A 26,757-nucleotide genomic window follows, 5' to 3' on the forward strand; every position below is an offset into this window, starting at 1 on the left:
TAACCAGCGATTGCGATTGTTTTAGAGGGCAAAAAGCATAGCAAAAAAGGTGGAGCAGAGGAAAATAAACTAATTAGTAAGAGAGTAGCGGCTGTCTATTAATTCATACTTAAGAGCTTGTTCTAAACGGTTATCTCAGATGTAATTTACGTCTATCAACGTAAGCTTTTGTAAACTGATAAGTTTTCGGTACTTTTGATAGAATCTCCCAACCTGAACATTAACTTTTTCTAATGTTTGGGTGATTCAGCTCCTATGAAAAAGTAGTGTCAGGTATTTTTACACATAAAAAAGTAACCAGTATTTAAATGTGATGTTTCAGTCACCTACACAATGGCGCTGATTATGCAACCCTTTAATATGCAAGGGATTTGTGATGTAAGCATGAAAAATGGCAACGCAATTACACTTGTATAAAAATTTTCGGGAGATACGAAAATGAAGCTTAAACCTCTATTATTAGGCAGTGGCTTGATAATCACTCTTTCCACCCAGGCAGCTGTTATTAAACTTGAAGCGGAGGACTTCGAGGACAGCGCCAATCTAATCACTTTTTCAGAATTTCCGTTGGGTACACCTAACCCTACTTACACATCTGCAGACTACGGTGGTGATCCTGGCGGTCCAACCGTGACTTTTGATGGTTGGTTTATGGGGCAGATGCTTAGCCCAACTCCCGGAGCTGACTGCCCCGGAGCGGCAGCGTCAGCGTGTATTATCGGGCCCCCAGATGATCCGCTAATGTTAGATCCTGCTGCTCCTGACACGTTTATCACCGGTGATGGGTCAAACCCGACTTCGCCAGTGTTATCCGGAACACCTAGGTTCAATGGCGGTATTGCCGTTTTGTTTAGCGAGGATCAGGCTGCAGTAGGCTTTGACGGCGGCTTTTTTAACGCTGTAGAATCAACAGCCATTACTGCCTTTGCCCGCGATGGCAGCTTACTGGGCTCGGTGAGCAATGATGAAATTGGTATCGAGTTTTTAGGCTTGGTACTTGATGATGGCGCTGCGGCAATCGCTGGCGTTTTTTTAAACCTGGTAGGGGCCGAACCGGCAGGGTTTGCGATTGATAATATCCGCTTTGGTCTATCTGGAGATATCGATCCGGATATACTGCCTGATGATGATGATCAGCCTCCCAGCCCACCTCCCCGGGATGTCAACGAGCCCGGGTCTGCACTGTTATTTAGTGCTTTGACCTTAGGACTATTCTACCGCAGATGGCGAAGCCGTAAGTAATCCTATTGCGGCAACCAGGAGAGCCGTGCAGTCCTCCTGATGCCTTTATTTACTAACTAGTACGCTTTAAAACCGCCACACCCCAAGCAACTGCAATGCACTTTCATCTTCATTGGTACCCAGCTTATTATTCCAGTACTGATACTCTACACCGACAAACAGCTGTTCCTGCTTTGCCCACAGGGCCTGGCCAAGATCCCAACGCAGCTGAACTTGCGCCAGAACCCAGTCTTTTACCCGTACACCCGGTATTTCACTGTCACGGGCTCGGATATATTCGGCATGCCCTTCCACAAAAAACTGTTGCTGATGCACATTTAACGGCAGACGCCAGGCCATATCGAACATGGCACTGTTTCCCTCTTGTGGTGCACCGTCGCCAGCCAGTCCTTTACTGTCATCAATATAGGCGGTTAGCAGGGTATTAAAAAAACTAAAGCCGGGCACCGCCCAGTTGACCTGCACACCCGGTAAGTACTTCACCACCTCGGCATCCGGGGCGGCGTTAACCCCCAATACCAGACCAATATCCTGAATCGGCCCGCTGTATTGACTGCCTAAAATCTGCTTGCTGCTGAAGAAGGGATACCACTCACCGTAAAGTTCATCGCCATCGGCGGTACGGGCATAATCAAAAAAGAAAAACTGGCTACCATAATCCCAGCCGCTGGCGTGCTGCAGGGTGAAGATAGTGGTATCGATATCAGTATTACTCTGCGCAGCAAAAGGCTGATTCAACTGGCCATGTTGAATATGCAGCTCTGTTTCGCTCCAGTTGGCGGCCAGGGCGAGCGGACTTTGAAAAAGCAGGGTCAGCCCTGCAACAACTGCCAGTTTCATGATGGATCCTTGTAAATAAAAAGCGCGCATTATAAGAATTTTGCACGAAATTGACAGTCAGGAAAGAATTGCCCGCAACGAACTTTTAGCGCGCTGGACGCTAACATTAGTGTAAGTTAAATGTAGGTATTGTGAATGGGGTGTTAATTTGGGTAAGCTGGTCACTGGTCCGCGCAGCAATTAAGGAAGCTAATGGCGCAACAGGAATTTGGCTACGACACCCATACTGTGTTTAATCAGCCTCACCCGCTGGCACACTACAATGCATACAGCGCTGATAGGGTGCTGCAATACTGGGTAACGCAGTTTGGCGGTGACTGGGGTACTGACAAGCTCACTCAATTTGGCCAGCGTATCGGCGGCGATCTGCAAGAGGCCGGCTTTCTGGCCAATAAGCACACGCCAGAATTTGAGCCGCATAACCGCTTCGGCCAGCGTGTGGATGAGGTCATTTATCATCCTGCCTATCATCAGTTAATGGGCCATGCCATCGCAGCGGGTCACTGCGCACTGCCATGGTCAGATCCCACCCCGGGCGCCCATGTGGTACGCGCTGCACTAGCAGTGCTACACACCCATGCCGATCCCGGGACCGGCTGCCCGCTGACCATGACCTTTTCTGCGGTACCGGCTATTGCTGCCGAGCCTGCTCTGGCCTCAGCCTGGCTGCCCAAATTGTTATCTGGCGTGTATGACGGTAGCAACCGGCCCTGGTATGCAAAAGAGGGCGTGACCATCGGCATGGCCATGACCGAAAAACAAGGCGGCAGTGATGTACGCGCCAATACCACCACGGCCATCAAAGCCACGGGCGCGTCAGACAATGTCTACACCCTTACCGGCCACAAATGGTTTTGCAGCGCCCCCATGTGCGACGCTTTTTTGGTACTGGCCAATATCGACCAGCAGCTGTCCTGTTTTTTAGTGCCACGCTGGCGCGAAGATGGCAGCAAAAACCCCATGCAGATCCAACGACTGAAAAAAAAGCTGGGCAATCAGTCCAATGCCAGTGCCGAAATTGAATTTCGCCAGGCCCAGGGCTATTTGGTCGGCGCGCCGGGGCGGGGCATCAACACCATTATTCAGATGGTGGCGCTGACCCGCTACGACTGCATGCTGGGTTCTTCGGCACTGATGATGCAAGCGGTCAAAGAAGCCATCTGGCATACCCGCGAACGCCAGGTATTTGGCAGGCCCTTACATGAACAACCACTGATGGTAAATGTACTGGCCGATCTGGCGCTCGAAGCAGAAGCAGCGCTGGCCATTAGCCTGCGCGTAGCCAGGGCACTAGATCAACCCGACAACCCGGCAGAAGCCGCGTTGATCCGCAGCACCACCGCGATCGGCAAATACTGGATCTGCAAGCAAGCCATGCAGCATATTTACGAGGCCATGGAATGTGTCGGTGGGGTAGGGTATGTAGAAGACAATGTGCTATGCCGCCTGTATCGCGAAGCGCCGGTCAATGCGATTTGGGAAGGCTCGGGCAATGTGCAGTGCCTGGACTTTTTACGTGTCTTGCGTAAAGAACCCGAAGCCTTGCAGGCTTTGCTGGCCGAGCTCAACCAGGCCAGCGGGCGGCATGTCTGGTACGACCGTGAGCTGGATGCTGCCATCCACTTACTGGCCGACACTGACCACCTGGCTAGCCATGCCCGCCGCATTATGGAGCAGCTGGCGCGCTGCTGGCAGGCTGCCACATTACTCCTCTATGGTGAGCCGCTGATCGCCCAGGCATTTATCGACAGCCGCTTTAATCCCGACCAATTCCACCAGTACGGCACCCTGCCTGCCCACATTGATAGCCAGGCTATTATTGCCCGGGCTTTGCCTGCTGTTTCTTTTTCTTCTACTACACAGGACTCTACCAATGGCGTTTAATGCACAATACCCGAATTTATCTGCGTTTTTTGAAGAAACCTTTGCCCGGTTTGAGCACCAGCTAGCCTACCGCTGCCTGGGTCAATCAATGCTCTACAGTGAGCTGGCCGGGCATGTAGATGCTATGGCGCGCTTTTTTCAACACGAACTGAAGTTGTCCGCCGGCGATCGCATTGTGATCCAGCTGCCCAATCTGATCCAGTATCCGGTGGCCATGTGCGCCGCGGTGAAAGCCGGGCTGGTGGTGGTAAATACTAACCCCATGTACACGCCGCGGGAAATGCAGCATCAATTTTCAGACTCTGGCGCGGTCGCGCTGGTGATTTTAGGCGATCTGTTACCCAAGTTTGAGCAGATCAAAGCCAATACTCAGATCCGCCACGTGGTAGTCACCCAGGCCGCCGACTTTATTCAGCCTGCCAGCCAGGATGGCGAGTACTGGGCCTTTACCGACGCACTGGAGACCGGTGCGAAGCATGCTGCGGTCAGCCCCAGTCAGGCCCAGCGCGTCGATATCGCGGTGCTGCAGTATACCGGCGGCACCACGGGTGTCTCCAAAGGGGCAGTACTGACACATGCTAACTTGTTAAGCAATGCCGGGCAGATGACCGAGCGCCTGCAGGCACGTTGTGAAGGGCGCGAAGGGGTATTTGTCTGCCCGCTGCCGCTGTATCATATCTATGCGTTTACGGTAAACATGGTGGGCCTGTTTGGCATGGGCGAGGCTAACCTGCTGATCCCCAACCCTCGCGATATGGACCAGTTTATCGATGCGCTTAAAGGTGTGCCGTTCAAAGGCATTGCCGGCATCAATACGTTGTTTGTCGGGCTGTGCCGACACCCGGCCTTTAAGCAGCTCGACTTTAGCCCGCTGTGTATCACCTTATCCGGTGGCGCAGCGTTAACCCACGCGGCTGCACACTTGTGGCAGGAAACCACGGGCTGCACCATCACCGAAGGCTATGGCTTATCAGAAACCTCGCCGGTGGTGTCTTTTAATCATTTTGGTGAAGAAGAACTGGGCACCGTGGGCAAACCATTGACCGACACCCAGGTGGCCATCTGGGACGATCAGCAGCAGCCGGTTGAGCCGGGCACTGTGGGCGAGCTGGTGGTAAAAGGCCCTCAGGTAATGCAGGGCTACTGGCAGCGCCCCGAAGAAACCGCCAAATCACTGATAGACGGCTGGTTTCGAACCGGTGATATGGCGCTGATCCAGGCTAACGGCAATATCAAAATTGTCGACCGGCTCAAAGACATGGTGCTGGTCTCTGGCTTTAATGTGTATCCCAATGAAATTGAAGATGTGCTGTGCGAGCACCCGGCGGTCAGTGAAGCGGCGGTAGTGGGTAAGCCGGACGAACACACCGGCGAGGCGGTGCACGCATTTGTGACCCTGCATGAAACTGTTAGCACCGATGAACTGCTTAAACATTGCCGCGATCAGCTTACCAATTACAAGGTGCCAAAGGCCATCACGGTGCTGGACGAACTGCCTAAATCCACAGTGGGCAAAATTTTGCGCCGTGAACTTCGCCAGCATGAGGCGCTGTAATCTAGTAAGGCAATAACGGGTGGGCGAGCGGCGTGCTGGTTGATGCATGATCAGATACCGCACGATGCCCGTCCTGCAGATACAGGGTGTAAAGAATCAGGCGCGGCTCAGACACAAATGCCGTAGGTCCCAGCGCGCCCACATTCTGGCTGACATGCAAAAAAGGTTCGACGGCGCTGTTTAGCGGAACCGGCAACTTGAAACTGGCCATGGGTTCAAGCCTGGCCGCGCGCTGCGCCCAGTTTGCGGGTACACCGACGGCTGCCTGTAACTGCGTCAGCTTGGCTGCCACCGCAGTGGCCGGCGGGCGCAGCAACACTTCCTGCTGCATGCTCATCAGGATAAGAGCGATGGCATCCTGCCAGGCAGGCGGGGCATCGTCGGGCCCAAACAGGCTGAACAAAAAATCAAAATGGTTGATGACCGACGGTAATGCTTCAGCAAAATAGCAGGTCATAAAGTTGACCCAGCTGCGATTGACCATCAGCAAATCACCCGCCGGGTTAATCAGCACCGTGGGGTGGGGGTCGAGCGCCTGCAGGGTACGGGTCATGGCTTTGCGCAACCAATGCAATTCGGCGGCCTGAAAGTCCTGGGCGGGTGGCTGTGGCACAAAGCCGGCGGCAATCAGCAAATGTTGGGTATCACGATCAAGCAGGCCCAGGCTGGCGGCAATCTTTTGCACCATCTCGCTGCTGGGCCGTACATGGCCGTTTTCCAGCCGGCTGATATGGCGCGGGGATGAGCCAATCTGGAAGGCCAGCGCTTCCTGGCTAACCTCGTGCACGTTGCGCCAAAAGCGCAGCAAGCCGGCAAAGCCAGCCGGGCTGTCAGGGCTAGTGATGGAGGTGGTTAACGGCATGAGGGTCCTATGGGTAGTTAAGACAAGAGCATGACCTGCCAGGTCATGTTTTCTTACCTCAAATACCGCAACAATAAAATGGAATCGGAACCGGCGCAATCTTTGGCGCCACCCAGCATTACGAGGACTGTATGGCTACATCACTGATTAATGACCGCGATCTGCATTTTATGCTGTATGAGCTATTCGACGCGCAGCAACTGACCGAGCGCGAGCGCTTTGCTGATCACTCGCCGGAAACCTTTACTGCCGCCATGGACACCGCCAAACAGGTGGCAGCACGCTATCTATTGCCCATTCGGCAAAAAACCGACCAGGTAAAACCCCATTTTGACGGCCAAAGAGTGCATCTGTTGCCAGAAATCAAAGATGCTATCCAGGCGGTTACTGATGCCGGGCTGGCATCTGCCACTGCCAGCTATGAGGTGGGCGGCATGCAATTACCGTCGCTGGTGGCCTGTGCCCTGGGCACCCATCTCACCGCTGCAGGCATGAGCATTATGGGCTACACCACCTTAACCAATGCCAACGCCAATCTGATTGAAGCGCATGGTACTCAGGAGCAGATTGAGACATGGGTGCGGCCGATGCGTGAAGGGCGCTATACCGGTACCATGGCCATGACCGAACCGGGCGCCGGCTCTGGCCTGGCGGATTTGATCACCAAAGCGGTCAAACAGGATGATGGCACCTATCGCATCACCGGCAACAAGATTTATATTTCCGGCGGCGATCATGACTTAAGCGAGAATATCGTACACCTCGTATTAGCGCGGGTGCAGGGTGCGCCTAAAGGGGTGAAAGGGATCTCGCTATTTATCGTGCCAAAATTTTTACCGGCTGAAGAGGGTCAGCCAGCCACTCGCAACGATGTGGCGCTGGCCGGGCTGTTTCACAAGATGGGCGGTCATGCGATCACGTCCACGGCGCTGAGCTTTGGTGAAAATGGCGGCGCCACCGGCTATCTGGTGGGTGAAGAAAATATGGGCTTAAGCTACATGTTCCATATGATGAACGAGGCGCGTTTGTTTGTGGGCATGGGCGCTACTGTGATGGCGCTGGCCGGTTTTCAGTATTCGCTTCATTATGCCAAAGAGCGCCCGCAGGGGCGGTTGTTATCGGAAAAAGATCCCCACTCAGCGCCAGTGAATATCATTGAGCATGCCGATGTCAAACGCATGCTGCTGGCGCAAAAAGCCTATGCCGAAGGCGCGCTGGCGCTGTGCTTGTTCGGCGCCCGGCTGCATGATGATGCCAACACCGCACCAGAGCAGTCAGACCGTGAAGCAGCCTTTACCTTGCTGGACTTTTTAACTCCGCTGATTAAAACCTGGCCTTCAGAATATGGCTTAAAAGCCAACCATTATGCGATCCAGGTGTTAGGCGGTGCCGGTTATACCGACGATCATCCGGTGGAAATGTTTTACCGGGAAAACCGCCTTAATCCCATCCATGAAGGCACCACCGGCATTCAGTCGATGGATCTGCTGGGCCGAAAAGTACCGCGCAATGATTTTGCCGGTTTTAAAGCCTTTATGGCTGCGGTGAACACCACCATCGTTGAGGCCCGGGACCATGCAAGCCTAGCCGGCTACGCCGACAGCCTGTCACAGGCAGTGGCTACTGTGGAGCGTACCACTACCGCTGTGATGCAGGCCAGCCAGCAACACAATCCGGATGCGGTTTTTTCCAATTCGGTGAAGTATCTGGACATGATGGGCCATGTGGTAGTGGCCTGGATGTGGCTGAAACAAGGCATTGTGGCCACCCAACAATTGGCCGGCCAGCCTCATGCCAGTGATAAAGCCTTTTATCAGGGCAAATTGCAGGCGCTGCAGTTTTTTTATCGCAGCGAGTTGCCTGAGATTGAGCATTGGGCGCGGCTGGTGCGCGAACTGGATACCACCAACTTTGATATGCAGCCTGACTGGTTTTAGGCTCGCTTTTAGGAACTCTGATGAAAACACAGACCACCGAGCAGTTATTTGAACAGATTGGCCAGGCTCTGCCGGCTACCGACTGGTTCACCGTGACCCAGCAGCAAATCGATCAGTTTGCTGCCTGCACCCATGATCACCAGTTTATTCACGTGGATGTCGAGAAAGCCCGCCAGACCCCGTTTGGCGGCACCATTGCACACGGCTTTTTAAGTTTATCCATGCTGTCTTATTTTGCCCAGAGCTTTGGGGTGCAGCTGGCCGGGGCTACCATGGGCATTAACTACGGCTTTGATAAAGTGCGCTTTGTCACCCCGGTCAAAGCCGGTAGCCGCATCCGTTGCCATGCCACGCTGGCCGATGCAGTGCAGGTTCAGCCCGGCCAATATAAACTTACCTATGACATCAGCGTGGAAATTGAAGATGAGCCAAAACCGGCGCTGGTGGCACGCTGGCTGGGTGTACAGATAACCGAACAATACGGAGCAAAAAATGAGCATTAAATTTACCGATCAAGTGGCCATTGTCACCGGGGCTGGCAACGGGCTGGGACGCTCACACGCGCTGGCCCTGTCAGCCCGGGGTGCTAAAGTGTTAGTCAACGATTTTGGCGGCGCCCGCGATGGCAGCGGTGGCTCCAGTCAGGCGGCTCAGCAGGTGGTTGAAGAGATCATCGCCGCCGGTGGCGAAGCCATGGCCAGTGGGGCTAATGTGGCAGATTTTAACGAAGTCAACGCCATGGTTGCACAGGTGATGGAGCGTTGGGGCCGGGTGGATATTCTAATTAACAACGCCGGGATCCTGCGCGATAAAGCCTTTACCAACATTGACTTGGCTGATTTTCAGGCGGTCATGGATGTACATGTAATGGGTGCAGTGCACTGCACTAAGGCAGTGTGGGAAATCATGCGCCAGCAGCAGTACGGACGTATTGTGATGACCACCTCGTCAAGCGGCTTATACGGCAACTTTGGCCAGAGTAATTACGGGGCCGCCAAAATGGCTTTGCTGGGGCTGATGAATACCCTGGTCATTGAGGGCGCCAAATACAATATTCGTATCAATGCGCTGGCGCCCACTGCGGCCACCCGCATGACCGAGGATGTACTGCCGCCCGAGCTGTTTGAACGACTCAGTCCGTCAGCGGTGAGTGCCGGCGCGCTGGTGTTGTGTCAGCAAGATGCACCCAACCGGCTGATCTTATGTGCCGGAATGGGCGGTTATTCGGTGGCGCGTATTGTCGAAACACCGGGAACCTACCTGCCCGAACATGAGCAATCCCCTGAAGCAGTGCAAAAAGTATTAGCCGCTATCAGTGCGCCGGAAGGCCAGCAGGAGCTGAGCCAGGGCGCTAAACAAGGCGAAAAGTTTTTGCACATGGCGAGGGCGGCGGTAGACGGCGAGTCACGGTAAGGGGAAATCCACGGGCTGTTATTTTTTTGGTGAAAATTTCACCCGTCACCTAACAAAGCGCCGGGGCGAGCAATCTTTTTGGCCGGCGCTGGCTTATAAACCACTACCTAACTAACGCGAGGTGCAATCATGATAGGAAAATCGTATCTTGTAGTGGCAAACCAAACCGAAGCAAAAATCTTTGTGGAAAAAGGGGGCGCGACAGAACTCGAACCGGTAGTGGTATTGCAAAATGCAGATGGCCGAAAGACTGACAGCGATCTGGTGACCAATAAGCCGGGCGCCATCTCAGCGCCCAGTGGCGCAGTGCAGGGCGTGGATACCATGAGCCGCAAAGACGCAGTGGAAGTAGAAGCCGAGCGCTTTGCCAATACTGTTACCGATTGGCTCGACAAGCGGCGCAGCAGCGAGAAAGTACACCGCATCGACATTATCGCAGAGGCGAGCTTTTTAGGTAAATTACGCAACCATATGAATAAACAGACCCTCGACCTGGTGGACTGCACGGTCAATAAGGATGTGGTGCGCGAAGATGAGCAGGTCTGGATAGATTATCTTAAAGACGCCGGCCGCGGCTCTTCATTGCAATAACAGCAAACCTGACACCGGCGCCTGCCGGTGTCGTTGTTTTTCAGCAACCAGCTAACAACCGACATCGAATTTTCTGGTCAGCCATAACCGCATACCCTGCCAGATAGCTAATTGCTCCCAATATAGTCGCGACCATATCCAGATGATCATAGGTGCGCCCGGGCAATACCAGTTGCCACAGTTCATAGCCAATAAGCCCCATAGTGACTGCACACACATTCTGCACCTGTCGATTCTGGCGGCCAGCCGAAGGTTTTAAGCTGTACCACGCACTGAGTGTGATGATGACTGCTAAAAAACTGGGTGCGTGATTAACTGCCAGGCTGGATAGTGTCGGCCATATATTCTTCGGCAGTACCAGCCAGCTCACTGGCTCACCCAGGCGCGCGACAATTATCTCGCCATACAGCCAATAGCTGGCTAAAAACAATGTAACATGGGGCAGGCGAGCAGAGCACTGATTCGCCGCGCTATGCCGCAAATAGCGAAGCAGGCAGCGTAACTGGATGGAGCCCAGCAAGGCGGGGCCTATCATGGCCAGGCGCGCTGAAAACGGCGTTGCCAATATTTTACCGACGAACTCGCAGATGCCCAGCTATTTGCAAAATAATTATCAATGCCGGCTTTTCCGCCCATCGATTCATACAGGTAGGAACTCCCGATACCTAGCGCTACAGCACCGAGTATTGGGTTACCGCCACTTACTGCGCTGACTTGTTCAGAATTAATGGTTTGCATAACAAATATCCTTATTTGGTTAAAATGCAAAATCAGTATAGCCTCCATCCGCCCCCCTGCCTGCTGATCCTATGGCCGGTTTTTGACGTGATTAATTTTGTGTAACTGACAAATCGCTTTGAAGCAGCAGGCGTAAGCATTGGTGTATTTTCGTTGGATAATTTTCATCGCAACAAGAGGACACAATGTATGGCATCACTTGATGTTTCTTCGACAAAATTTAACCCTGATACCGGCATGACTGATGAAGCTCGTACCAAGGTGGCAGAGCATCTTGGCCGGGTACTGGCCGACAGCTATATTCTGTTTATACAAACTCAGGGCGTGCACTGGAATGTTACCGGTCCACTGTTTGTGTCGGTGCACGAGTTGACCGAAGCGCACTATGGCAATATCTACGAAGCCATTGACGAAATTGCCGAGCGTATTCGTGCGCTGGGACTAAAAGCGCCAGCCTCGTATCGCAAGTACGGTGAGTTGTCTGATATTGAAGATGGCGATCCGAATCCGGAAGCCTCGGTGGAAGAGCAGTTAGAGCTATTGATCAAGGGGCACCAGACCGTGGTCAAAACCATGCGCTCTGCGATTGAACCTTGCGAAGAACAGCGCGATTTTGTAACCGCCGACATGCTCATTGACCGCATGAGCTGGCACGAAGAAGCCATCTGGATGCTGCGTTCAATTATTGCTAAATAAATAATCACTGCATCGCTCATTGCCGCCCGCCGCTTGGTGGGCGGTTAGCTTTCCTGCCTACTCCTCCGCTATTTTTTCCGGATAATTAGTTTTTCACCATAAGGTTTTGTTTCGCCTGCATAACCGATAGTGTTGCCCTTTTCGCTATGAAGGGAATCATTCGAACATGTCCTTAAAATTTACCCTGATTGCCGCGCTGCTTGGCGCTACCAGCCCATCTATTCATGCACAAACCTTAGCCCAGGCGCATCAGGCCTCCACCAAGCATTTTATTCAGCTTGATTTCAAACTGGAACGCTAATCAGCGCTCGCTACAGTATATGGCTCACGCGGGCACGATACGACTCGACTATCGCCCCCGGGTTTCGCCAAGCCCTGCTTTTAAAGTCTACTCCACATACACCTAGGCTCGCGATACCCGCCTGGGAGAACAATAGTTGAAAGCCCTGCCGGGTCAGAAAGTGCTAACCACCGGCCAACAGCAGTAGTCCGCTTTTTTCTGTTCAACGTAGGTTCAATGAGGTTTACCAATATTCAGCCAGCCGGGCGATTAGCAATTTGCGCCGGTAGCCGCTTACGCTATAATTTTGGCTGATTCACGTAGCCGCTACGCCGGCTGTTTTCTTGCCTGATGTGGCCGCCATGTTAGGCGCGCTCATATTCCTGACTGTTAGACTGAGAAGCCATGAAAAAAGAAGTTGTTGTGTTGAACTGTGGCAGTTCATCCGTGAAATTTGCGATCATTGATGCCGACACCGGGGCCGCAGGATTATCCGGTATCGCTGAAAACCTGGGCAATCCGGATGCCAGCCTGACGGTTAAAACCCACGGGCAAAAACAACAGCACAGCCTGCCGGTCAAGGCCAATCACGAACAAGCGCTGGAGGCCATCCAGGCCATCATCAGCCAGTCCGGTGTCAAGCCTATTGCGGTAGGGCACCGTGTAGTGCATGGCGGCGAAAAATTCAAGCAAGCCGCGTTAGTGGATGACTCGGTGCTAGAGGCAATCGAAGAGTATGCCAGCATGGCACCGCTGCATAACCTGGCGAATCTCAAAGGCGTGGTGACCGCGCAGCAGGCGTATCCGGATCTGCCCCATGTGGTGGTGTTCGACACCTCTTTTTTCCAGAGTATGCCTTCGCGCGCCTATATGTATGCGCTTCCCATGTCGCTATACCGCGAGCACGGTATTCGTCGCTATGGCTTTCATGGCACCAGTCACAGCTATATTTTAGATACCATTGCCGCCATGCTGGATAAGCCGGTGAATCAGACCAGTATCATCAGTGCACACCTGGGCAATGGTTGCAGTGTGACCGCCATTGAACAAGGCCAGGCGGTGGATACCAGCATGGGCTTTACCCCGCTGGACGGGTTGGTCATGGGCACCCGCTGTGGTGATATCGATCCCAGCCTGCCAGTCACTCTGCAACAAAAACTGGGCAAAACTCCAGAACAAATCAATGATTTGTTGAACAAAGCCTCCGGCTTGCTGGGCATTTCTGAGCTAAGCAATGACTGTCGCACGCTGGAAGATGCCGCCGAGCAGGGCCATGAAGGCGCGCTGCTGGCCATGGAGATGTTCTGCTATCGGCTGGCCAAATACATCGCCGGTTATATGGTGGCGGTGCCTTCGCTGGATGCCATCGTGTTTACTGGTGGGATAGGCGAAAATTCCTCGTTTGTGCGTGAACGCACCATGGCCTATTTTGCTCACATGGGCATCACAGTGGACGAGGCGAACAACACCGCCATGCGCTTTGGCGCAGCAGGAGCCATCACCGCGACGGACTCGCGCACCCCGGTATTCGTGGTGCCCACCAATGAAGAGTGGGTGATTGCGGCCGAAGCCGCAAAATTTGCATAACCACAGGAGTTTTTATGTCGCGCAGAATTATGCTCATTCCGGTGGGCACCAGTGTCGGACTGACAACCGTCAGTATGGGACTGGTGCGGGCGCTGGAGCAGCAAGCCATCAAACTGAATTTTTTCAAACCGGTTGCTCAGCCGCGCCGCGGTGATACCGGCGAAGAGCGCTCCACAGCCATTATTACGCACCATGCCAGTGTCAAACCCATCCAGCCATTTGCACTGGATTATGTTGAGCGCATGATCAGTAACGACAGCATGGATGAGTTGCTGGAAGAGATCATCGAGCGGTATGAGCAGCATCAGGAAGACGATGCGGTCACCGTGATTGAGGGTCTGGTGACCACCCGCCATCATCCTTATGCCGAACGCCTGAACCTGGAGATCAGCCGAGCGCTGGATGCCGATATTGTGTTTGTGTATGTGCCGGGCAATGATACGCCTACCGATATCAATCACCGGTTGGAGATTGTGCTGGACACCTATGGCGGCCATAAAAGTAAAAAGGTGGTGGGCTGCATCTTCAATAAAGTCAATGCGCCGTTTGATGACAACAACCGCCTGCGCACCGATATCGGCGCCACCGACACCCCCGAGGTAGATGCCTCGCGGATTGCGGCGCTGCAGGCGCTGCCCATCTTTTCCAAAGGGTTGGCACTGTTGGGGATGGTGGACTGGAGCGCCGAGCTGATGTCGCCCCGGGCCATTGATCTTGCCCGCCATCTGCATGCCACGCTGGTCAACGAGGGGGATATTGCCTCCCGCCGGTTAAGCAGTGTGACCTTTTGCGCCCGTGAAATTCACAACATGGCGCATACCTTAAAACCGTCCTCCCTGCTGGTGCTGTCCGGCGATCGCAGTGATGTGTTTGTATCCTGTTGTCTGGCCGCCATGAATGGCACCAAACTGGGCGCCATATTGCTGACCGGTGGTTACGAGCCGGATGAGCGCATTATGGCATTATGCAGCCAGGCGCTGGAAACCGGCTTGCCGGTGATGCTGGTCAACAGCAATACCTGGCAAACCGCGCAGAATTTGCATAACTTCAATCAGGAAGTGCCGGTGGATGACAGTGCACGTATCGAAAAAGTGATGCTGCACATCGCCGAGCGTCTGGACAGCAACTGGGTGACATCGTTGACCCAAAAAGTATCGCGTCAGAAAAAATTGTCGCCGTCAGCCTTTCGTTTTTATCTGACTAACCGTGCCCGCCAGGTTAACAAGCGCATCGTGCTGCCTGAAGGCAGTGAGCCTCGCACCGTCACCGCAGCTGCCATTTGCGCCAAGCGCGGGCTGGCCCGACCGGTGTTATTGGGCGATAAGCATGAAATCCTACGGGTAGCAGAGCAGCAGGGCGTGGAGCTGACCGACGCAGTGGAAATCATCTGCCCGGACGATATTCGCGCTCAGTATGTGCCGGCGCTGGTGAAATTGCGCGAGCATAAAGGGGTGACAGAGGTCATCGCCGAAGAGCTGCTGCAGGATACAGTCACCCTGGGCACCATGATGCTGCAACAAGATGATGTGGACGGGCTGGTGTCTGGCGCGGTCAATACCACCGCCAACACCATCCGCCCGGCATTGCAGCTGATAAAAACCGCCGACAATGCCAGCTTGGTCTCGTCCATTTTCTTTATGTTGTTGCCTGACCAGGTGCTCGTATACGGCGATTGTGCCATTAACCCGGACCCCAACGCCCAACAACTGGCGGATATTGCCATTCAATCGGCCACCTCCGCGCAAACCTTCGGCATTGAGCCTCGGGTTGCCATGATTAGCTACAGCACCGGCTCCTCCGGCGTGGGCAGCGATGTGGAAAAAGTGCGTGAAGCCACTGAGATTGCCAAAAAATTACGCCCTGATCTGCTGATCGACGGCCCGTTGCAATATGATGCTGCGGCAATTGAAAGTGTCGGTAAAAGCAAAGCGCCCAATAGCCCGGTGGCTGGCAAGGCCAACGTGTTTGTGTTCCCTGACTTAAATACCGGCAATACGACCTACAAAGCTGTGCAGCGCAGTTTTGATTTGGTGTGTATTGGGCCCATGCTGCAAGGTATGCGCAAACCGGTGAATGACTTAAGCCGCGGTGCACTGGTGGATGACATTGTGTTTACCATCGCCCTGACCGCTATCCAGGCGGCGTCAGCCTAAATCTTCTCATCTCTTAATCTGTACACCGATTCACCGCCCGGGCCAGCCGGCCCGGGCGATCAGATCGTTTTTAGTGCTTCAGGCCAGTGGTGCGCCGCCTTATCGATGGGCATGCTGTGCTTAACGTATTCACGGCGGCACGGAAAACCCTGCCTCAGGAGCCTGACATGATTAACTCGCGTTTTTTACTACAATGTGCCGCCGGCCTGTGTTTGGCCAATGCGCTGTGGGCGCTGCTAAGCCAGGCGCCGTCGGCTGATTTTTTTCACAGTTTGCAGGCTGGTGTGCTGTTTTTAATCTGGCTTACGTTGATGAGACAGCAAAAAACGCCCCACAGCGACTAAACTTAATGGCGAGTGACTGATGGGTTGTAACCAAAGTTGTAAACCGCTGGTTAAGTTAAGGCGTACAGCTTTAGGTATATGAGAAAAAATGCATGGCGTTGAGGGCTGCCCACCGGGCCTGCCTGGAAGCGCTGCCTCATCCCTCAACATGCTGTTGTTGCTATCAAAAGCAGAGGATGTCACAGCATGGTCGACACGGAGTGTCAGTCTCTGCAGAAGTAGGCGTAGCAGAACGGCCAGGAAAGGAGAAGAATAACGATTCGCATTGGATAACGCGAGGAACATCCCATGGCGGAAACCATTCAACGAGACCAACGGGCGGACGATCCACCCGAAAAGGTCAAGGTCAACCCCATCCCATTTTATGGGTCTGTCTTTGGCATCACCGGCTTTGCAATTTGGGCCATCTTTTTTACCGAGTCAGCCAGTAGCCTGATAGGCACTGCGTTGTCCTGGATATCATCCACTTTTGGCTGGTTTTACTTCTTGGCCATCTTTGCATACCTGGTCTTTGTTATTGTGGTGGCATTATCCCCGTGGGGCAAGATACGTCTGGGCCAGGAACATACCAGGCCGGAGTTTCATGTGCTGACCTGGGCGGCTATGCTGTTTGCAGCCGGCATCGGTATCGACCTGTTGTTCTTCTGTGTGGTGGAGCCCATTACCCAGTATCTGGCACCGCCGGTGGAAATGGGCGGCGATGCCGAAGCAGCCCGCAATGCGATCAAACAAACCTTGTTCCACTGGGGCTTGTCTGGTTGGGGCGTCTATACCCTAGTGGGTATGTCGCTGGCTTTTTTCAGCTATCGGCACGGGTTACCGCTGGCAATACGCTCAGCGCTATACCCTATTTTTGGTAAAGGCATTTATGGGCCCATCGGCCACACCGTAGATGTGGCGGCAGTGCTGGGCACGGTGTTTGGGCTGGCCACCAGTTTGGGGATAGGCCTGATACAGCTTAATTACGGGCTTAATCATGTGTTTGGTGTGCCTGAAGGGTTGATGACTCAGGTGGGACTGGCGGTGCTAGTTATCATCTTTGCGGCTATCTCGGCGGTGACCGGGGTGGAGCGGGGTATCCGTCGGTTATCCGAATTTAATATGCTGTTGGCGATATTGCTGATGTTCTTTGTATTGTTTGTCGGCGATACGCGTTTTTTGCTCAACGCTGCGGTGTTAAATATCGGGGACTACCTGGCCGATTTTGTCAGTATGTCGCTGAACACCTATGCCTTTGATCCGCCTACCGACTGGCTCAATGCCTGGACCTTGTTCTTCTGGGCCTGGTGGATTGCCTGGGGACCGTTTGTGGGCCTGTTCCTGGCACGTATTTCACGGGGCCGCACCATTGGTGAATTTGTTGCCGGTACGCTGATCCTGCCTCTCACCTTCATGATGGTGTGGATGTCTATCATGGGTAACAGTGCCATCGATATGGTGATGTCAGGCGCGCAGGAATTTGGCCAGCAGGCCATGGATAACCCCGGCTCGGCTATCTATATGTTTTTAGAGCGCATCCCCTGGGCCGGGCTGACCACCATTCTGGTCAGTATTCTGGCGTTTGTGTTCTTTATCACTTCAGGCGATTCTGGCTCGCTGGTGCTATCTAACCTAACCTCTATCCTGCGCGACCCTTACAGCGATGCACCAGCCTGGATGCGGGTGATGTGGGCAGGCATCATTGGCTTGCTTACCATCGCGCTATTGCTGGCCGACGGGCTGACGGCCTTGCAATCTGCAGTGGTGGTCACCGGGTTACCGTTTGCCATCGTGTTGTGCCTGATGATGGTGGGGCTGTTTAAAGCCTTACGGATCGAAGGGCTTAAACAACAGAGCGCCGATGCCGCCTTGTCCAGTCGCACCCGCACCGAAGAAGCGGCGAAAAACTGGAGTACCCGCTTGCACCACTTTATCAGCTTCCCCAGCCTCAAACAGTGCCGGGAGTTTTTGAAAGAGGTGGCTACGCCAGCAATGGATGAGGTCAAACAGGCGCTGGAAGAAAAAGAATTGGATGTGCATATTGTGCATAACACCGACGGCGATTATGAGTATCTGGCATTGACCGTGGATTTGCACACTGCGCAGAATTTTTATTACGAACTGCGCCCGCGCAAATACCAAATGCCATCATTTGCTACCCGATCTGCCAAATCCGATAGCCATTATTACCGGGTCGAGGCGATTCTGGCCGAAGGTGGCCAGGGCTACGACCTGATGGGCTATTCCAAAGGGCAGGTGATTGAGGACATCCTCGACCAGTTTGAACGCCATATGCACTTTTTGCATACCCAGCGTCAACAACCGGGGGCTAACACCAATCTGTTCCACAGTGGCGAAGAAGAGGATAAAACCTAGCTTATTCATTCCTCTATCTTCCCAGATATTTGTATCAAGCTACCCACTCAGCGGGTAGCTTTTTTTTGTCTATTACGACTGCAAGGTAAGCATTTAGCGTTAGTCCTATCTTTATCTGCCTCATTCTTTTGTCGTAAATCTGGGGGCCAGCATTGACGGCGGTCCATTTATAAACATAATGTTCACATTAATTTAACAAGGTCTGACCTCAGACCAATTATTAATGGAGCGATTATGAAAAAAATAAGCCTGATTCTTGTGTTGCTGGCCTCGGTAGTAAGCAGTCAGGCGCTGGCCGGAACGTACGCAAAAACCAAGCATCCTATCGTATTAGTACATGGATTATTTGGGTTTGAGGATGTCCTGTTTGTGGATTATTTTTATAAAGTGCCACAAAATCTTTCTCGCAATGGCGCCACGGTGTATATCGCCGAAGTGTCACCCGCTAATTCCACCGAGGTACGTGGCGAACAATTGCTTGCGTATATCGATGAGGTGTTGGCGTTATCCGGCGCCAGTAAGGTCAACCTGATTGGCCATAGTCACGGCGGCCCCACTGCGCGTTATGTGGCCAGTGTCGCCCCCCATAAAGTTGCTTCAGTCACTTCGGTCGGTGGCGTCAACTGGGGTAGTAAGGTGGCCGATGTACTGCGTGGTAATTTAAAAGAAGGCTCGTTTTCTGAAGCCACTGTGGGTCTGATCACCAATGCTTTTGCCAATATTATTGAGCTGGCGTCTGGATCCAACCCCTATGACAAACCCACCGACTCGGTGGAAGCCATGAACTCGCTGACCACCGCCGGCACACTGGCGTTTAACCAACGTCACCCTGAGGGGTTACCCAGTGGCTATTGCCGTAATGACGGCAAGATGCTGGAAGATAACGGGGTATACTATTTTTCCTGGAGCGGCAGCAAAACCTTTACCAATGCGCTGGATCTGGTGGATCCGTTTTTGGTGACCACCGGGCTGGCGTTCAGTGAACCTAGTGATGGCCTGGTCTCGGCCTGTAGCTCACACCTGGGCAAGGTCATCAAAGACAACTATAAGATGAACCATCTGGATGAGGTAAACCAAACCTTTGGTATCACCCACTGGTTTGAAACCAACCCGGTGTCGGTATATGTCGACCACGCTAACCGGCTTAAAAATATGGGCCTGTAATGCCAGGCCCCGCTGCCAAAGCCAGCCTCGTGCTGGCTGTCCTCAGTGCGCTGATCGCCTGGTGGTATCATCAGGCGGCGTCCCAGCCATCTGCCGTAAGCATCTCTGCTGGCACACCGCCAGCAGCGGTTGTTCCTGACTCGAAGCCAACGCCTGGTGGTGCGACACAAAATCCTTCCACCGCAGCACAGACAACTGCCATGCTGGCCGAGTTTCAGCTGCATCATGGAATCAAGGATACTTTTGATCAATTTATTTTGGCTGCTGACGAGCCTGAACCGGCGCGGATGAAACATCGTTATAAAGCGCACGCCCAGACCCAGTTTAGTCGTTCCTCTGCCAGCTATGCGCTGGATGTTTTTAGCCGGTACGTGAACTATAAGGTAGCGCTGGCCGATGCCGATATGGAAGTGAATACCGACTATCTGGAGATTCAGGATATCGCATTGCGGCTGGATGCCCGCGAGCAACTGCGCTTGCAGTTTTTTTCTACCCGTGAATATGACTATCTATTTGCCCGAGATGCCAGCAGCGATCGCCATGCGCTGGATCGCCTGCAAATTGCCCGGGATCCCGGATTGGACAAAGCCGCGCGTCGCGAGGCGATATTAGCTCGATTAGACACATTACCTGAGCAGGAACGCCAGGCTTTTGCCCCCACCTTGAATATGCACACCCTCTCGCAAATCAAACAACAGTTTGCCGACAGTACCAGCCGCTACAATGCCATTGCAGCAGAATTCGGGCACGCCGTTGCCGAGCGGTTCACTGCATTGTGGGAAAAGCAGGCAGCCTGGCAACGCAAACAAGATGCCTATCAGGCTTACCGCCAGCAGCTCGCCGACACCGATTGGTCACCAGCTCGCCAGCAAGCCGCGCTGGCCGAGTATGTACAGCAGCATTTTAGCCCGGCTGAGCAAAAGCGCTTACCGCGCTAGCTCATTTTTGGTGCTATAAAAAACGGGTACAAAGGCCAGCTGCGGTTGGCGCTCTCCGGCGCTATGCTGAGCCAATCAGCTAGCGATATAAGATACGGAGAGCAACATGAAGCTGGTATCCCGCCTGCAGGCAATCGGCCTTGGCTTGGGTCTGATAGCGGGTTTGGTCACTGTAAATGCCGTACTCATTGGCCGGGTGCTCCCTGGGCTGGGGCTGGTAACAGGTATAGCAGAGATCCTGATAACAGGGCTGATCATCGGTGTCACAACGTACATTTTTACCGGGCTGGCCAAGCGGACAGGCATCTTTGATTAGCCCCTCACCGCCGCGACGTTGCTTTTTTTCCTCACCGCCGATTGCGCTGGACGCGCCCGCCAGTCAACGTATGATGCATAAACCAGTGCCAGGTAAAGCTTGAGACACTGGCTTAGTTTGAAGGGAAACATCAACACCACAAAAGGTGTTGGTTTTTATGTGCATCACAGGGAAGCGTTGTGAACAAAAATATTGTATTGCTGTGGCAAGGTCAACTTGCCAGTCAGCTGGGTATGCAAGCGTACACCGTGGCCATGATGTTTTATCTGATGGAGCATACCGGCTCGGCTGCATTGATGAGCGTGTTGATGACCTTGTCTGTCCTGCCGGCGGTCATCCTTGGGCCGTTAGCCGGGGTAGAGGCTGATAAATTATGCCGTAAACGCATCATGGTGGCAGCAGATGCGGCCCGGGGGCTTGCAGTCTTAGCGCTGGCCGGCCTGCTGTTTTCCGGCGTGGCCGCACCGGCGACGGTGAATGTAGCTTTTGGCATTGTGGCTGTGATTTCCGGCACCGGCCGGGCGTTTTTTCAGCCAGCCAGCGAGGCACTGGTACCGGATTTGGTTAGCCCGGCCTCTTTGCCACGTACTGTGGCCTGGCTGCAATCTTCCACGCAGGTGGCTATGGTGGCAGGTCAGGCGGCGGGTGGGCTAGCCTACCGGGTGCTGGGCGCGCCAGTATTGATTGCTGTCGATGGGCTGACCTATTTGTACAGCGCAGTATCACAACTATTTATTCGTACTCCACAACTTGCCGCTAAACCTGCCACCCAGGCGCCCCAGAGCTGGGCGCAACGCTATCGCCAGCATCTTGCAATGCTGGCAGAAGGGATACGCTTTGTCCGGGCGCAGCGCGGCATGACAGTCACCCTTTGTTTTGCCGCTTCACTTAATTTTTTTATTGCACCTGTCATGCTGATGCTACCGTTTTATGTCACCGGCCGGTTGCAGCAAACTGCCATATGGTATGGCTTATTACTGGCCGCGATGGCGCTGGGCAGCATTTTAGGGATGGCGTTGTGTAGCCGCTATGTGCCTGTGCCCCGCACCCGTTGGTTACTTGGCGCCATGCTGCTGTTAGCCGCAAGTACAGCCGGTCTTGGCCTGATAAGCGCGGCTTCAACAGCTCTATGTCTGATGGGGCTGGCCGGCGCGGCAATGGGGGCATTTAACCACCAGGTGATGGTGTTATTTCAGCAGCGCGTTGCGTCAGCGCATCGCGGCCGCGTCATGAGCCTTTTAATGACCTTATCGGCCAGCCTGTTGCCGGCGGGATTACTGAGCGCCGGCGCCTTGAGTGAGGCTACCCAGCACAACACCGCTTTATTGTTTAGCTTAAGTGCCGCCGGTATGGCCATGGTCACACGTGGCGCAGCAACCAGCTCCGCGTTGCGTGAGTTTGTGCGCGGGTAAACAATCTGCCACAGAGTAGGGCCACCCACTTTGTTGTGAGCATTGCCTTATTCCAGCAGATTTTTTACCGTAACAATTCGGCATAGGGAAATTTGGAACAATAACAATGAAACAATGCGCGTCTGTACTGGTGGCTCTGGCCACATTAGCGGGGTGTGCCTCGGCCCCATCCTCTCAGCCTGAGCCAGCGACAGCGCCGCAAGCTGCCTCATCGCAATGGCAGGCCGGCGAGCTGCTGGCGCGTTCGCTGCCTGAAATCAGTGCCGCTCTGGATCGTGGTGAAACCACATCCTACGCATTGGTAAAACAATATCTGGCGCGAATAGAAGCTGTAGATCGTAAGGGACCGGCCCTGCAGGCGGTATTAAGTGTTAACCCGGATGCTCTGAAGGTTGCCCGTGAGCTGGATGCGCTACGCGCTGCCGGTAACGTGTACGGACCGTTGCACGGTGTGCCGATTCTGCTCAAAGACAATATTGAATCCCGCGATGCGCTGCCTACTACCGCAGGCGCGCTGGCGCTGCAACATAATGTGACCGGCCGCGACAGCCCGCTGGTGGCCGGGCTGCGGGCACAAGGTGCCATCATTTTGGGTAAAACCAATTTGAGTCAGTGGGCCAATTTTCGTTCCGAGGGCTCGATGAGTGGCTGGAGCGCGCTGGGCGGCCAGGTGCGTAACCCTCACATGCTGGATCGCAACCCATGCGGTTCAAGCTCTGGTTCGGGCGCGGCCGCCGCAGCCTCGCTGGCGGCCGGTACCGTGGGTACCGAAACCAACGGGTCCATTATTTGCCCGTCTACCGTCAATGGCATTGTGGGGTTTAAACCCACCGTCGGCGTGGTGCCACAAGAGTATATTGTGCCTATCTCACATTCCCAGGATACCGCCGGGCCCATGACTAAAACGGTTAAAGGCGCGGCCATGTTGATGAATGGCATGGCTGTGGCCACCCCTGATGTGGATTACACAAAAAGCTTACATACCAACGCTTTGCAGGGCGTGCGCGTAGGGGTACTACGGTTTGCCAGCGGCAACAATCAGGCGGTCGGCAGCCTGTTCACACAAGCCTTGGAACAACTGGAAGCAGCCGGTGCGATCCTGGTAGATATTGACGAAAGACCCGCCAGTCCGCATGGCTATGGCGCCATGAGCTACGACCTGCTCAAGTTTGAGTTTAAAGCCGGTATTAATACTTATCTGGCTTCTACTGATGCACAGCAGGTTGAGCCGCGCTCGCTGGCTGAGCTTATCGCGTATAATCAGCAACATGCTGATACTGAGCTGGCCTTGTTTGATCAAAGTATCTTTGAAGCGTCAGAAGCGATGTCGGGGCTGGACAGCAAAGAATACCGCGAAAGTGTTGAGCTTGTGCAACAAACCAGCCGCGGCAATATCGACAAGCTGTTGGCAGAACATGATGTTGCGGTATTGGTAGCCCCATCCGGCGTGTTGGCGCCACGGGTTGATGCCATTAATGGTGATGTCTGGCCGGGCAGCTGGCCAGGCTATGGTTCGGCGGCGGCACATGCCGGCTATCCGCATATTACGGTGCCTATGGGTGCGGTGAATGCGTTGCCAGTGGGGCTGTCGTTTATTGCCAGTCAACATCAAGATGCCAGCTTGCTGGGCTTTGCTTATGCTTATGAGCAACGCGCCCAGCAGCGCCAGACCCCCGGTTATCTGCCCCACGCTGAAGCACTGCCACATGTGAAAAAAGCCATGAACCCTGCACGATAAGTAATGGGGATCAAAAAAAGCGGTATGGGCTATAGCCGATACCGCTTTTTCTTAACACTTATTCAAAGTTAAGTGTTAATCATCAACGCTTAGATGCGACATATCCATCACAAAGCGGTAGGCAATATCGCCTTTGGCCAGGTGCGCATAGGCATCATTGACTTCTTCCGGGCGGATCAGCTTACATTCGGGGTGAATGTTGTGCTTAGCACAAAAATCCAGCACTTCCTGGGTTTCTTTGATGCCACCAATCAATGAGCCGGCAACCCGGCGACGGCCGGTAACCAAAGGAATGGTGGAGGGCTCATCCAGTGGGCCAACCTGGCCGACAATGACCACAGTGCCATCTACATCCAGCAAGGGGGCATACTGGCTGACATCATGTTTTACCGGCACAGTGTCTAGGATAAGATCAAAGGCATTGGCCGAATCCTGCATGGCATCTTCATCGGTGGACACCAAAATGCCGGTAGCGCCCAGCGCCTTGGCTTCTTCCTGTTTCGCATCGGAACGGCTGATCACAGTGACCTCGGCACCCATTGCCACTGCCAGTTTAACTGCCATATGACCCAGCCCGCCCAGGCCAACTACACCAACCCGGCTGCCTTGCTGAATGTCCCAGGTACGCAGAGGCGAGTAGGTAGTGATACCGGCACACAAAATCGGCGCTGCCTTGGTAAGATCCAGTGCCTCAGGCACCCGCAGCACAAATTGCTCACGCACAATAATATGTTTGGAATAGCCACCCTGCGTGATGGTGCCATCAATGCGATCTGGCGATCCATAGGTGGGGGTCATACCGTTACGGCAATATTGTTCTTCGTGATTGTGACACTGATCGCAGTCCTGGCAGCTATCGACCATGCAGCCCACCGCCACATGCTGGCCCACTTCAAAGTCTTTAACATCCGGGCCCACTTCCAGCACTTTGCCGATAATTTCATGACCGGGCACCAGTGGATAGGATTGCGGGCCCCAGTCTCCGTTGACGGTATGCAGGTCAGAATGGCAGATGCCGCTGTATAAAATTTCGATGGCCACATCATTGTCGCGCAGCGCGCGGCGCTCAAAATGATAGGGCACCATGTGCGCATCGGAATCGTGCGCAGCATAACCAATTGTTTTCATGTAAATCCTTAATCAAAGTACAAAGCAGTAAGGTCTTTACGTAATGGGGCATAAAATGGCTTTCTCAAATGCCAGCGCCGATATTTGATACCATCAGGTGGCCGGTTCGACATCGCAGGTCACCTTCCGCACCGCCTGTAAGATATCTTTTTTGTTCGACGGTTTTACCAGATAAGCATCCAGGCCCAGTGATGCCCATTTACAGATGACTTCTTTTTTACGGTTACCAGTCAAGGCGATGATGGGTATTTTTTTGCCACCGCTAATCTTTTTGATTTGCTGTGTGGCGCTGACCCCATCCAGATTAGGCATAAATAAATCCATCATGATCGCATCATACTGTACCGTTTTGATGGCAGTAATTGCCTGTACCCCATCGCGGGCCTCGTCCACCTGGTAGCCTGCTTTTTGCAGCATTTTAACCAGCACATCGCGGTATACAGTATTGTCTTCCACAATCAAAATGCGTTTGGCCGGGGCTGGCTGAACTGACTTTTCATCTGCTTGTGGTCGTGCGCCCGACCCTTCACTGGCAGCTCCTTGAAGTGCAGCGCGCTGATTTAATAAGCGTTGCACAATGTCATCCAAATTAGAGCGGATTTCGGTTTCCAGTGAAGCCAGAATCGGCGTGACATGTTTGTCAGTGAGCATTTGTAACAGCTCGGCCTGGCTCTGCGGGGGCGCATCAGACGTCGCCGCCAGGGTGGTTGCGGCCTGTTTTAAGTCATCTCCACATGCGCTGATCTTGCCCAGTAAGGATTTTTTGCGCGCTACGCTATCTTCAATCAATTGCGCCAGTTCATTATCGATACTGTCAAACTGATCATCACCAATGCCGGTGTAGCTGGTGGTCAGTTGCTGATGCAGCAGAGCATTGTGGATGATCATCTTCAGACGAAATTTTTCGTATAGCGGCTGATACACAAAATAGTCATCAAACAGGCTTTTGATGGCGCTACGAAATGCCGCCCCGGATTCTTTGTTTTTGCACATCACGATACTGTAATGGGCAAACGCGATACTGTGTTCGTCCACCAGACTGGCATAATACTCAATATTTTTGGCTACCGAACTGAGTGCAAAAATCAGCACCGCCGGGCGGAACTGGCGCAACTGCGTGGCGGTATCATCGTCCACCTCCAGCGAGCGAAAATGCTCTACCTGGTCCTGGATGATGGTTACCGCACCGGCCACATCCTCTTCACATTCATACAGCAGCACCACATCCGGTGATTTGGTGGTTAATGCATCAGACTTCATTGGTAATCACTCCCTCGATATCAGCCAGAGCCTGGTAAAATTTGTCCATCAGCCGGGCCACCTGCTGCGGCTGCCCGGTCTCACAGGTTTGCTCTATTTGCTGCAGCAGCGACGCCATCTGTTCACCGCCAATGGCGGCGGCTGATGTTTTTAAAAAATGCGCGTGCTCCGCCAAGCCGGCATAATCCTGCCGGGCACAACAGGCACGCATGGTGTTGGCTTCTTGTTTGGCCTGGATTAAAAATTCAATATAAAAAGATTGAATAGTTTGTGGGTCGTCACCCAGCAACGCTGACAATGTTGTGGTATTTAGGGTCATCATGA

At 53.6% G+C, this 26,757-nt stretch carries 25 protein-coding genes; 18 read left to right on the plus strand and 7 right to left on the minus strand.

Translation table 11 applies throughout. From position 1 onward, the window contains the following. Nucleotides 1-438: 438 nt before the first annotated feature. Entirely contained in the window at nt 439-1,242 is an 804-nt protein-coding gene (locus ACTUJZ_RS13190; RefSeq protein ID WP_463636800.1) for a PEP-CTERM sorting domain-containing protein, read from the plus strand. A 66-nt stretch (nt 1,243-1,308) separates the two neighbouring features. On the opposite strand, the gene ACTUJZ_RS13195 is transcribed toward ACTUJZ_RS13190, so the two are convergent. After that, on the minus strand, nt 1,309-2,082 hold the full coding sequence (locus ACTUJZ_RS13195) for a hypothetical protein (protein WP_463636801.1): 774 nt from the start codon (nt 2,080-2,082) through the stop codon (nt 1,309-1,311). 192 nt (nt 2,083-2,274) lie between these two features. On the opposite strand from ACTUJZ_RS13195, the gene ACTUJZ_RS13200 reads away from it, so the two are divergent. Both ACTUJZ_RS13200 and ACTUJZ_RS13205 read left to right on the plus strand, forming a co-directional pair. After that, nucleotides 2,275-3,966, plus strand: a complete 1,692-nt coding sequence (locus tag ACTUJZ_RS13200) for an acyl-CoA dehydrogenase family protein (RefSeq protein WP_463636802.1) — start codon at nt 2,275-2,277, stop codon at nt 3,964-3,966. Further along, nucleotides 3,956-5,521, plus strand: a complete 1,566-nt coding sequence (locus ACTUJZ_RS13205; RefSeq protein WP_463636803.1) for an AMP-binding protein — start codon at nt 3,956-3,958, stop codon at nt 5,519-5,521. Before ACTUJZ_RS13200 ends, ACTUJZ_RS13205 begins: the two co-directional genes overlap by 11 nt. 1 nt (nt 5,522) lies before the next feature. On the opposite strand, the gene ACTUJZ_RS13210 is transcribed toward ACTUJZ_RS13205, so the two are convergent. Continuing rightward, nucleotides 5,523-6,383, minus strand: coding sequence for a helix-turn-helix domain-containing protein (locus ACTUJZ_RS13210; RefSeq protein ID WP_463636804.1), 861 nt, complete (start codon nt 6,381-6,383; stop codon nt 5,523-5,525). A 131-nt stretch (nt 6,384-6,514) separates the two neighbouring features. On the opposite strand from ACTUJZ_RS13210, the gene ACTUJZ_RS13215 reads away from it, so the two are divergent. The 4 genes from ACTUJZ_RS13215 to ACTUJZ_RS13230 all read left to right on the plus strand — a co-directional run bounded on the left by ACTUJZ_RS13215 (nt 6,515) and on the right by ACTUJZ_RS13230 (nt 10,324). Continuing rightward, nucleotides 6,515-8,320 carry an acyl-CoA dehydrogenase gene (locus ACTUJZ_RS13215; RefSeq protein WP_463636805.1) on the plus strand — a complete coding sequence of 602 codons (1,806 nt, stop codon included), beginning with the start codon at nt 6,515-6,517 and terminating at the stop codon, nt 8,318-8,320. Nucleotides 8,321-8,340: 20 nt separating this feature from the next. Beyond that, nucleotides 8,341-8,823: a MaoC family dehydratase gene (locus tag ACTUJZ_RS13220; protein ID WP_463636806.1), complete on the plus strand. Its 483-nt coding sequence runs from the start codon at nt 8,341-8,343 to the stop codon at nt 8,821-8,823. After that, complete coding sequence (locus tag ACTUJZ_RS13225) at nt 8,813-9,733, plus strand: SDR family NAD(P)-dependent oxidoreductase (RefSeq protein WP_463636807.1); 921 nt, start codon at nt 8,813-8,815, stop codon at nt 9,731-9,733. Before ACTUJZ_RS13220 ends, ACTUJZ_RS13225 begins: the two co-directional genes overlap by 11 nt. Before the next feature lie 129 nt (nt 9,734-9,862). Then, the gene (locus ACTUJZ_RS13230) at nt 9,863-10,324 is read left to right on the plus strand and encodes a host attachment protein (RefSeq protein WP_463636808.1); all 462 of its coding nucleotides are present in this window, start codon (nt 9,863-9,865) and stop codon (nt 10,322-10,324) included. A gap of 40 nt (nt 10,325-10,364) precedes the next feature. Here ACTUJZ_RS13230 and ACTUJZ_RS13235 read toward each other — a convergent pair whose 3' ends face one another. Both ACTUJZ_RS13235 and ACTUJZ_RS13240 read right to left on the minus strand, forming a co-directional pair. After that, on the minus strand, nt 10,365-10,859 hold the full coding sequence (locus tag ACTUJZ_RS13235; protein ID WP_463636809.1) for a hypothetical protein: 495 nt from the start codon (nt 10,857-10,859) through the stop codon (nt 10,365-10,367). Then, complete coding sequence (locus tag ACTUJZ_RS13240) at nt 10,856-11,110, minus strand: hypothetical protein (RefSeq protein WP_463636810.1); 255 nt, start codon at nt 11,108-11,110, stop codon at nt 10,856-10,858. Before ACTUJZ_RS13240 ends, ACTUJZ_RS13235 begins: the two co-directional genes overlap by 4 nt. A gap of 141 nt (nt 11,111-11,251) precedes the next feature. Between ACTUJZ_RS13240 and ACTUJZ_RS13245 the strand changes: the two genes are divergently transcribed. The 11 genes from ACTUJZ_RS13245 to ACTUJZ_RS13295 all read left to right on the plus strand — a co-directional run bounded on the left by ACTUJZ_RS13245 (nt 11,252) and on the right by ACTUJZ_RS13295 (nt 24,045). Further along, nucleotides 11,252-11,758, plus strand: coding sequence for a Dps family protein (locus tag ACTUJZ_RS13245; protein WP_463636811.1), 507 nt, complete (start codon nt 11,252-11,254; stop codon nt 11,756-11,758). A 166-nt stretch (nt 11,759-11,924) separates the two neighbouring features. Then, nucleotides 11,925-12,059, plus strand: coding sequence for a hypothetical protein (locus ACTUJZ_RS13250; protein ID WP_463636812.1), 135 nt, complete (start codon nt 11,925-11,927; stop codon nt 12,057-12,059). Nucleotides 12,060-12,443: 384 nt separating this feature from the next. After that, nucleotides 12,444-13,625: an acetate kinase gene (locus ACTUJZ_RS13255; protein WP_463636813.1), complete on the plus strand. Its 1,182-nt coding sequence runs from the start codon at nt 12,444-12,446 to the stop codon at nt 13,623-13,625. Nucleotides 13,626-13,639: 14 nt separating this feature from the next. Beyond that, on the plus strand, nt 13,640-15,778 hold the full coding sequence (gene pta, locus ACTUJZ_RS13260; RefSeq protein ID WP_463636814.1) for a phosphate acetyltransferase: 2,139 nt from the start codon (nt 13,640-13,642) through the stop codon (nt 15,776-15,778). Between the two features lie 167 nt (nt 15,779-15,945). After that, nucleotides 15,946-16,122 carry a hypothetical protein gene (locus ACTUJZ_RS13265; protein ID WP_463636815.1) on the plus strand — a complete coding sequence of 59 codons (177 nt, stop codon included), beginning with the start codon at nt 15,946-15,948 and terminating at the stop codon, nt 16,120-16,122. Between the two features lie 288 nt (nt 16,123-16,410). Further along, on the plus strand, nt 16,411-18,477 hold the full coding sequence (gene betT / locus ACTUJZ_RS13270; protein WP_463636816.1) for a choline BCCT transporter BetT: 2,067 nt from the start codon (nt 16,411-16,413) through the stop codon (nt 18,475-18,477). 234 nt (nt 18,478-18,711) lie between these two features. After that, the gene (locus tag ACTUJZ_RS13275; RefSeq protein ID WP_463636817.1) at nt 18,712-19,641 is read left to right on the plus strand and encodes an esterase/lipase family protein; all 930 of its coding nucleotides are present in this window, start codon (nt 18,712-18,714) and stop codon (nt 19,639-19,641) included. Then, a complete protein-coding gene (locus ACTUJZ_RS13280) occupies nt 19,641-20,579 on the plus strand; it encodes a lipase secretion chaperone (RefSeq protein ID WP_463636818.1) in 939 nt (312 codons plus the stop codon). The genes ACTUJZ_RS13275 and ACTUJZ_RS13280 overlap by 1 nt, the downstream gene beginning before the upstream one ends. Nucleotides 20,580-20,685: 106 nt before the next feature. Beyond that, nucleotides 20,686-20,895, plus strand: coding sequence for a hypothetical protein (locus tag ACTUJZ_RS13285; protein WP_463636819.1), 210 nt, complete (start codon nt 20,686-20,688; stop codon nt 20,893-20,895). 179 nt (nt 20,896-21,074) lie between these two features. Further along, nucleotides 21,075-22,307 carry an MFS transporter gene (locus tag ACTUJZ_RS13290; RefSeq protein WP_463636820.1) on the plus strand — a complete coding sequence of 411 codons (1,233 nt, stop codon included), beginning with the start codon at nt 21,075-21,077 and terminating at the stop codon, nt 22,305-22,307. Nucleotides 22,308-22,413: 106 nt separating this feature from the next. After that, nucleotides 22,414-24,045 carry an amidase gene (locus ACTUJZ_RS13295; protein WP_463636821.1) on the plus strand — a complete coding sequence of 544 codons (1,632 nt, stop codon included), beginning with the start codon at nt 22,414-22,416 and terminating at the stop codon, nt 24,043-24,045. A 75-nt stretch (nt 24,046-24,120) separates the two neighbouring features. Here the strand turns inward: ACTUJZ_RS13295 and ACTUJZ_RS13300 are convergent, their stop codons facing one another. The 3 genes from ACTUJZ_RS13300 to ACTUJZ_RS13310 form a co-directional block, all read right to left on the minus strand. Beyond that, nucleotides 24,121-25,173 (minus strand): NAD(P)-dependent alcohol dehydrogenase, encoded by a 1,053-nt coding sequence (locus ACTUJZ_RS13300; RefSeq protein WP_463636822.1) that lies wholly within the window; start codon nt 25,171-25,173, stop codon nt 24,121-24,123. A gap of 93 nt (nt 25,174-25,266) precedes the next feature. After that, entirely contained in the window at nt 25,267-26,433 is a 1,167-nt protein-coding gene (locus ACTUJZ_RS13305; RefSeq protein WP_463636823.1) for a response regulator, read from the minus strand. Then, nucleotides 26,423-26,755, minus strand: a complete 333-nt coding sequence (locus ACTUJZ_RS13310) for an Hpt domain-containing protein (RefSeq protein ID WP_463636824.1) — start codon at nt 26,753-26,755, stop codon at nt 26,423-26,425. The genes ACTUJZ_RS13305 and ACTUJZ_RS13310 overlap by 11 nt, the downstream gene beginning before the upstream one ends. Between the last annotated feature and the right edge of the window lie 2 nt (nt 26,756-26,757).

The organism is Alteromonas sp. WD8-37, from assembly GCF_055326825.1.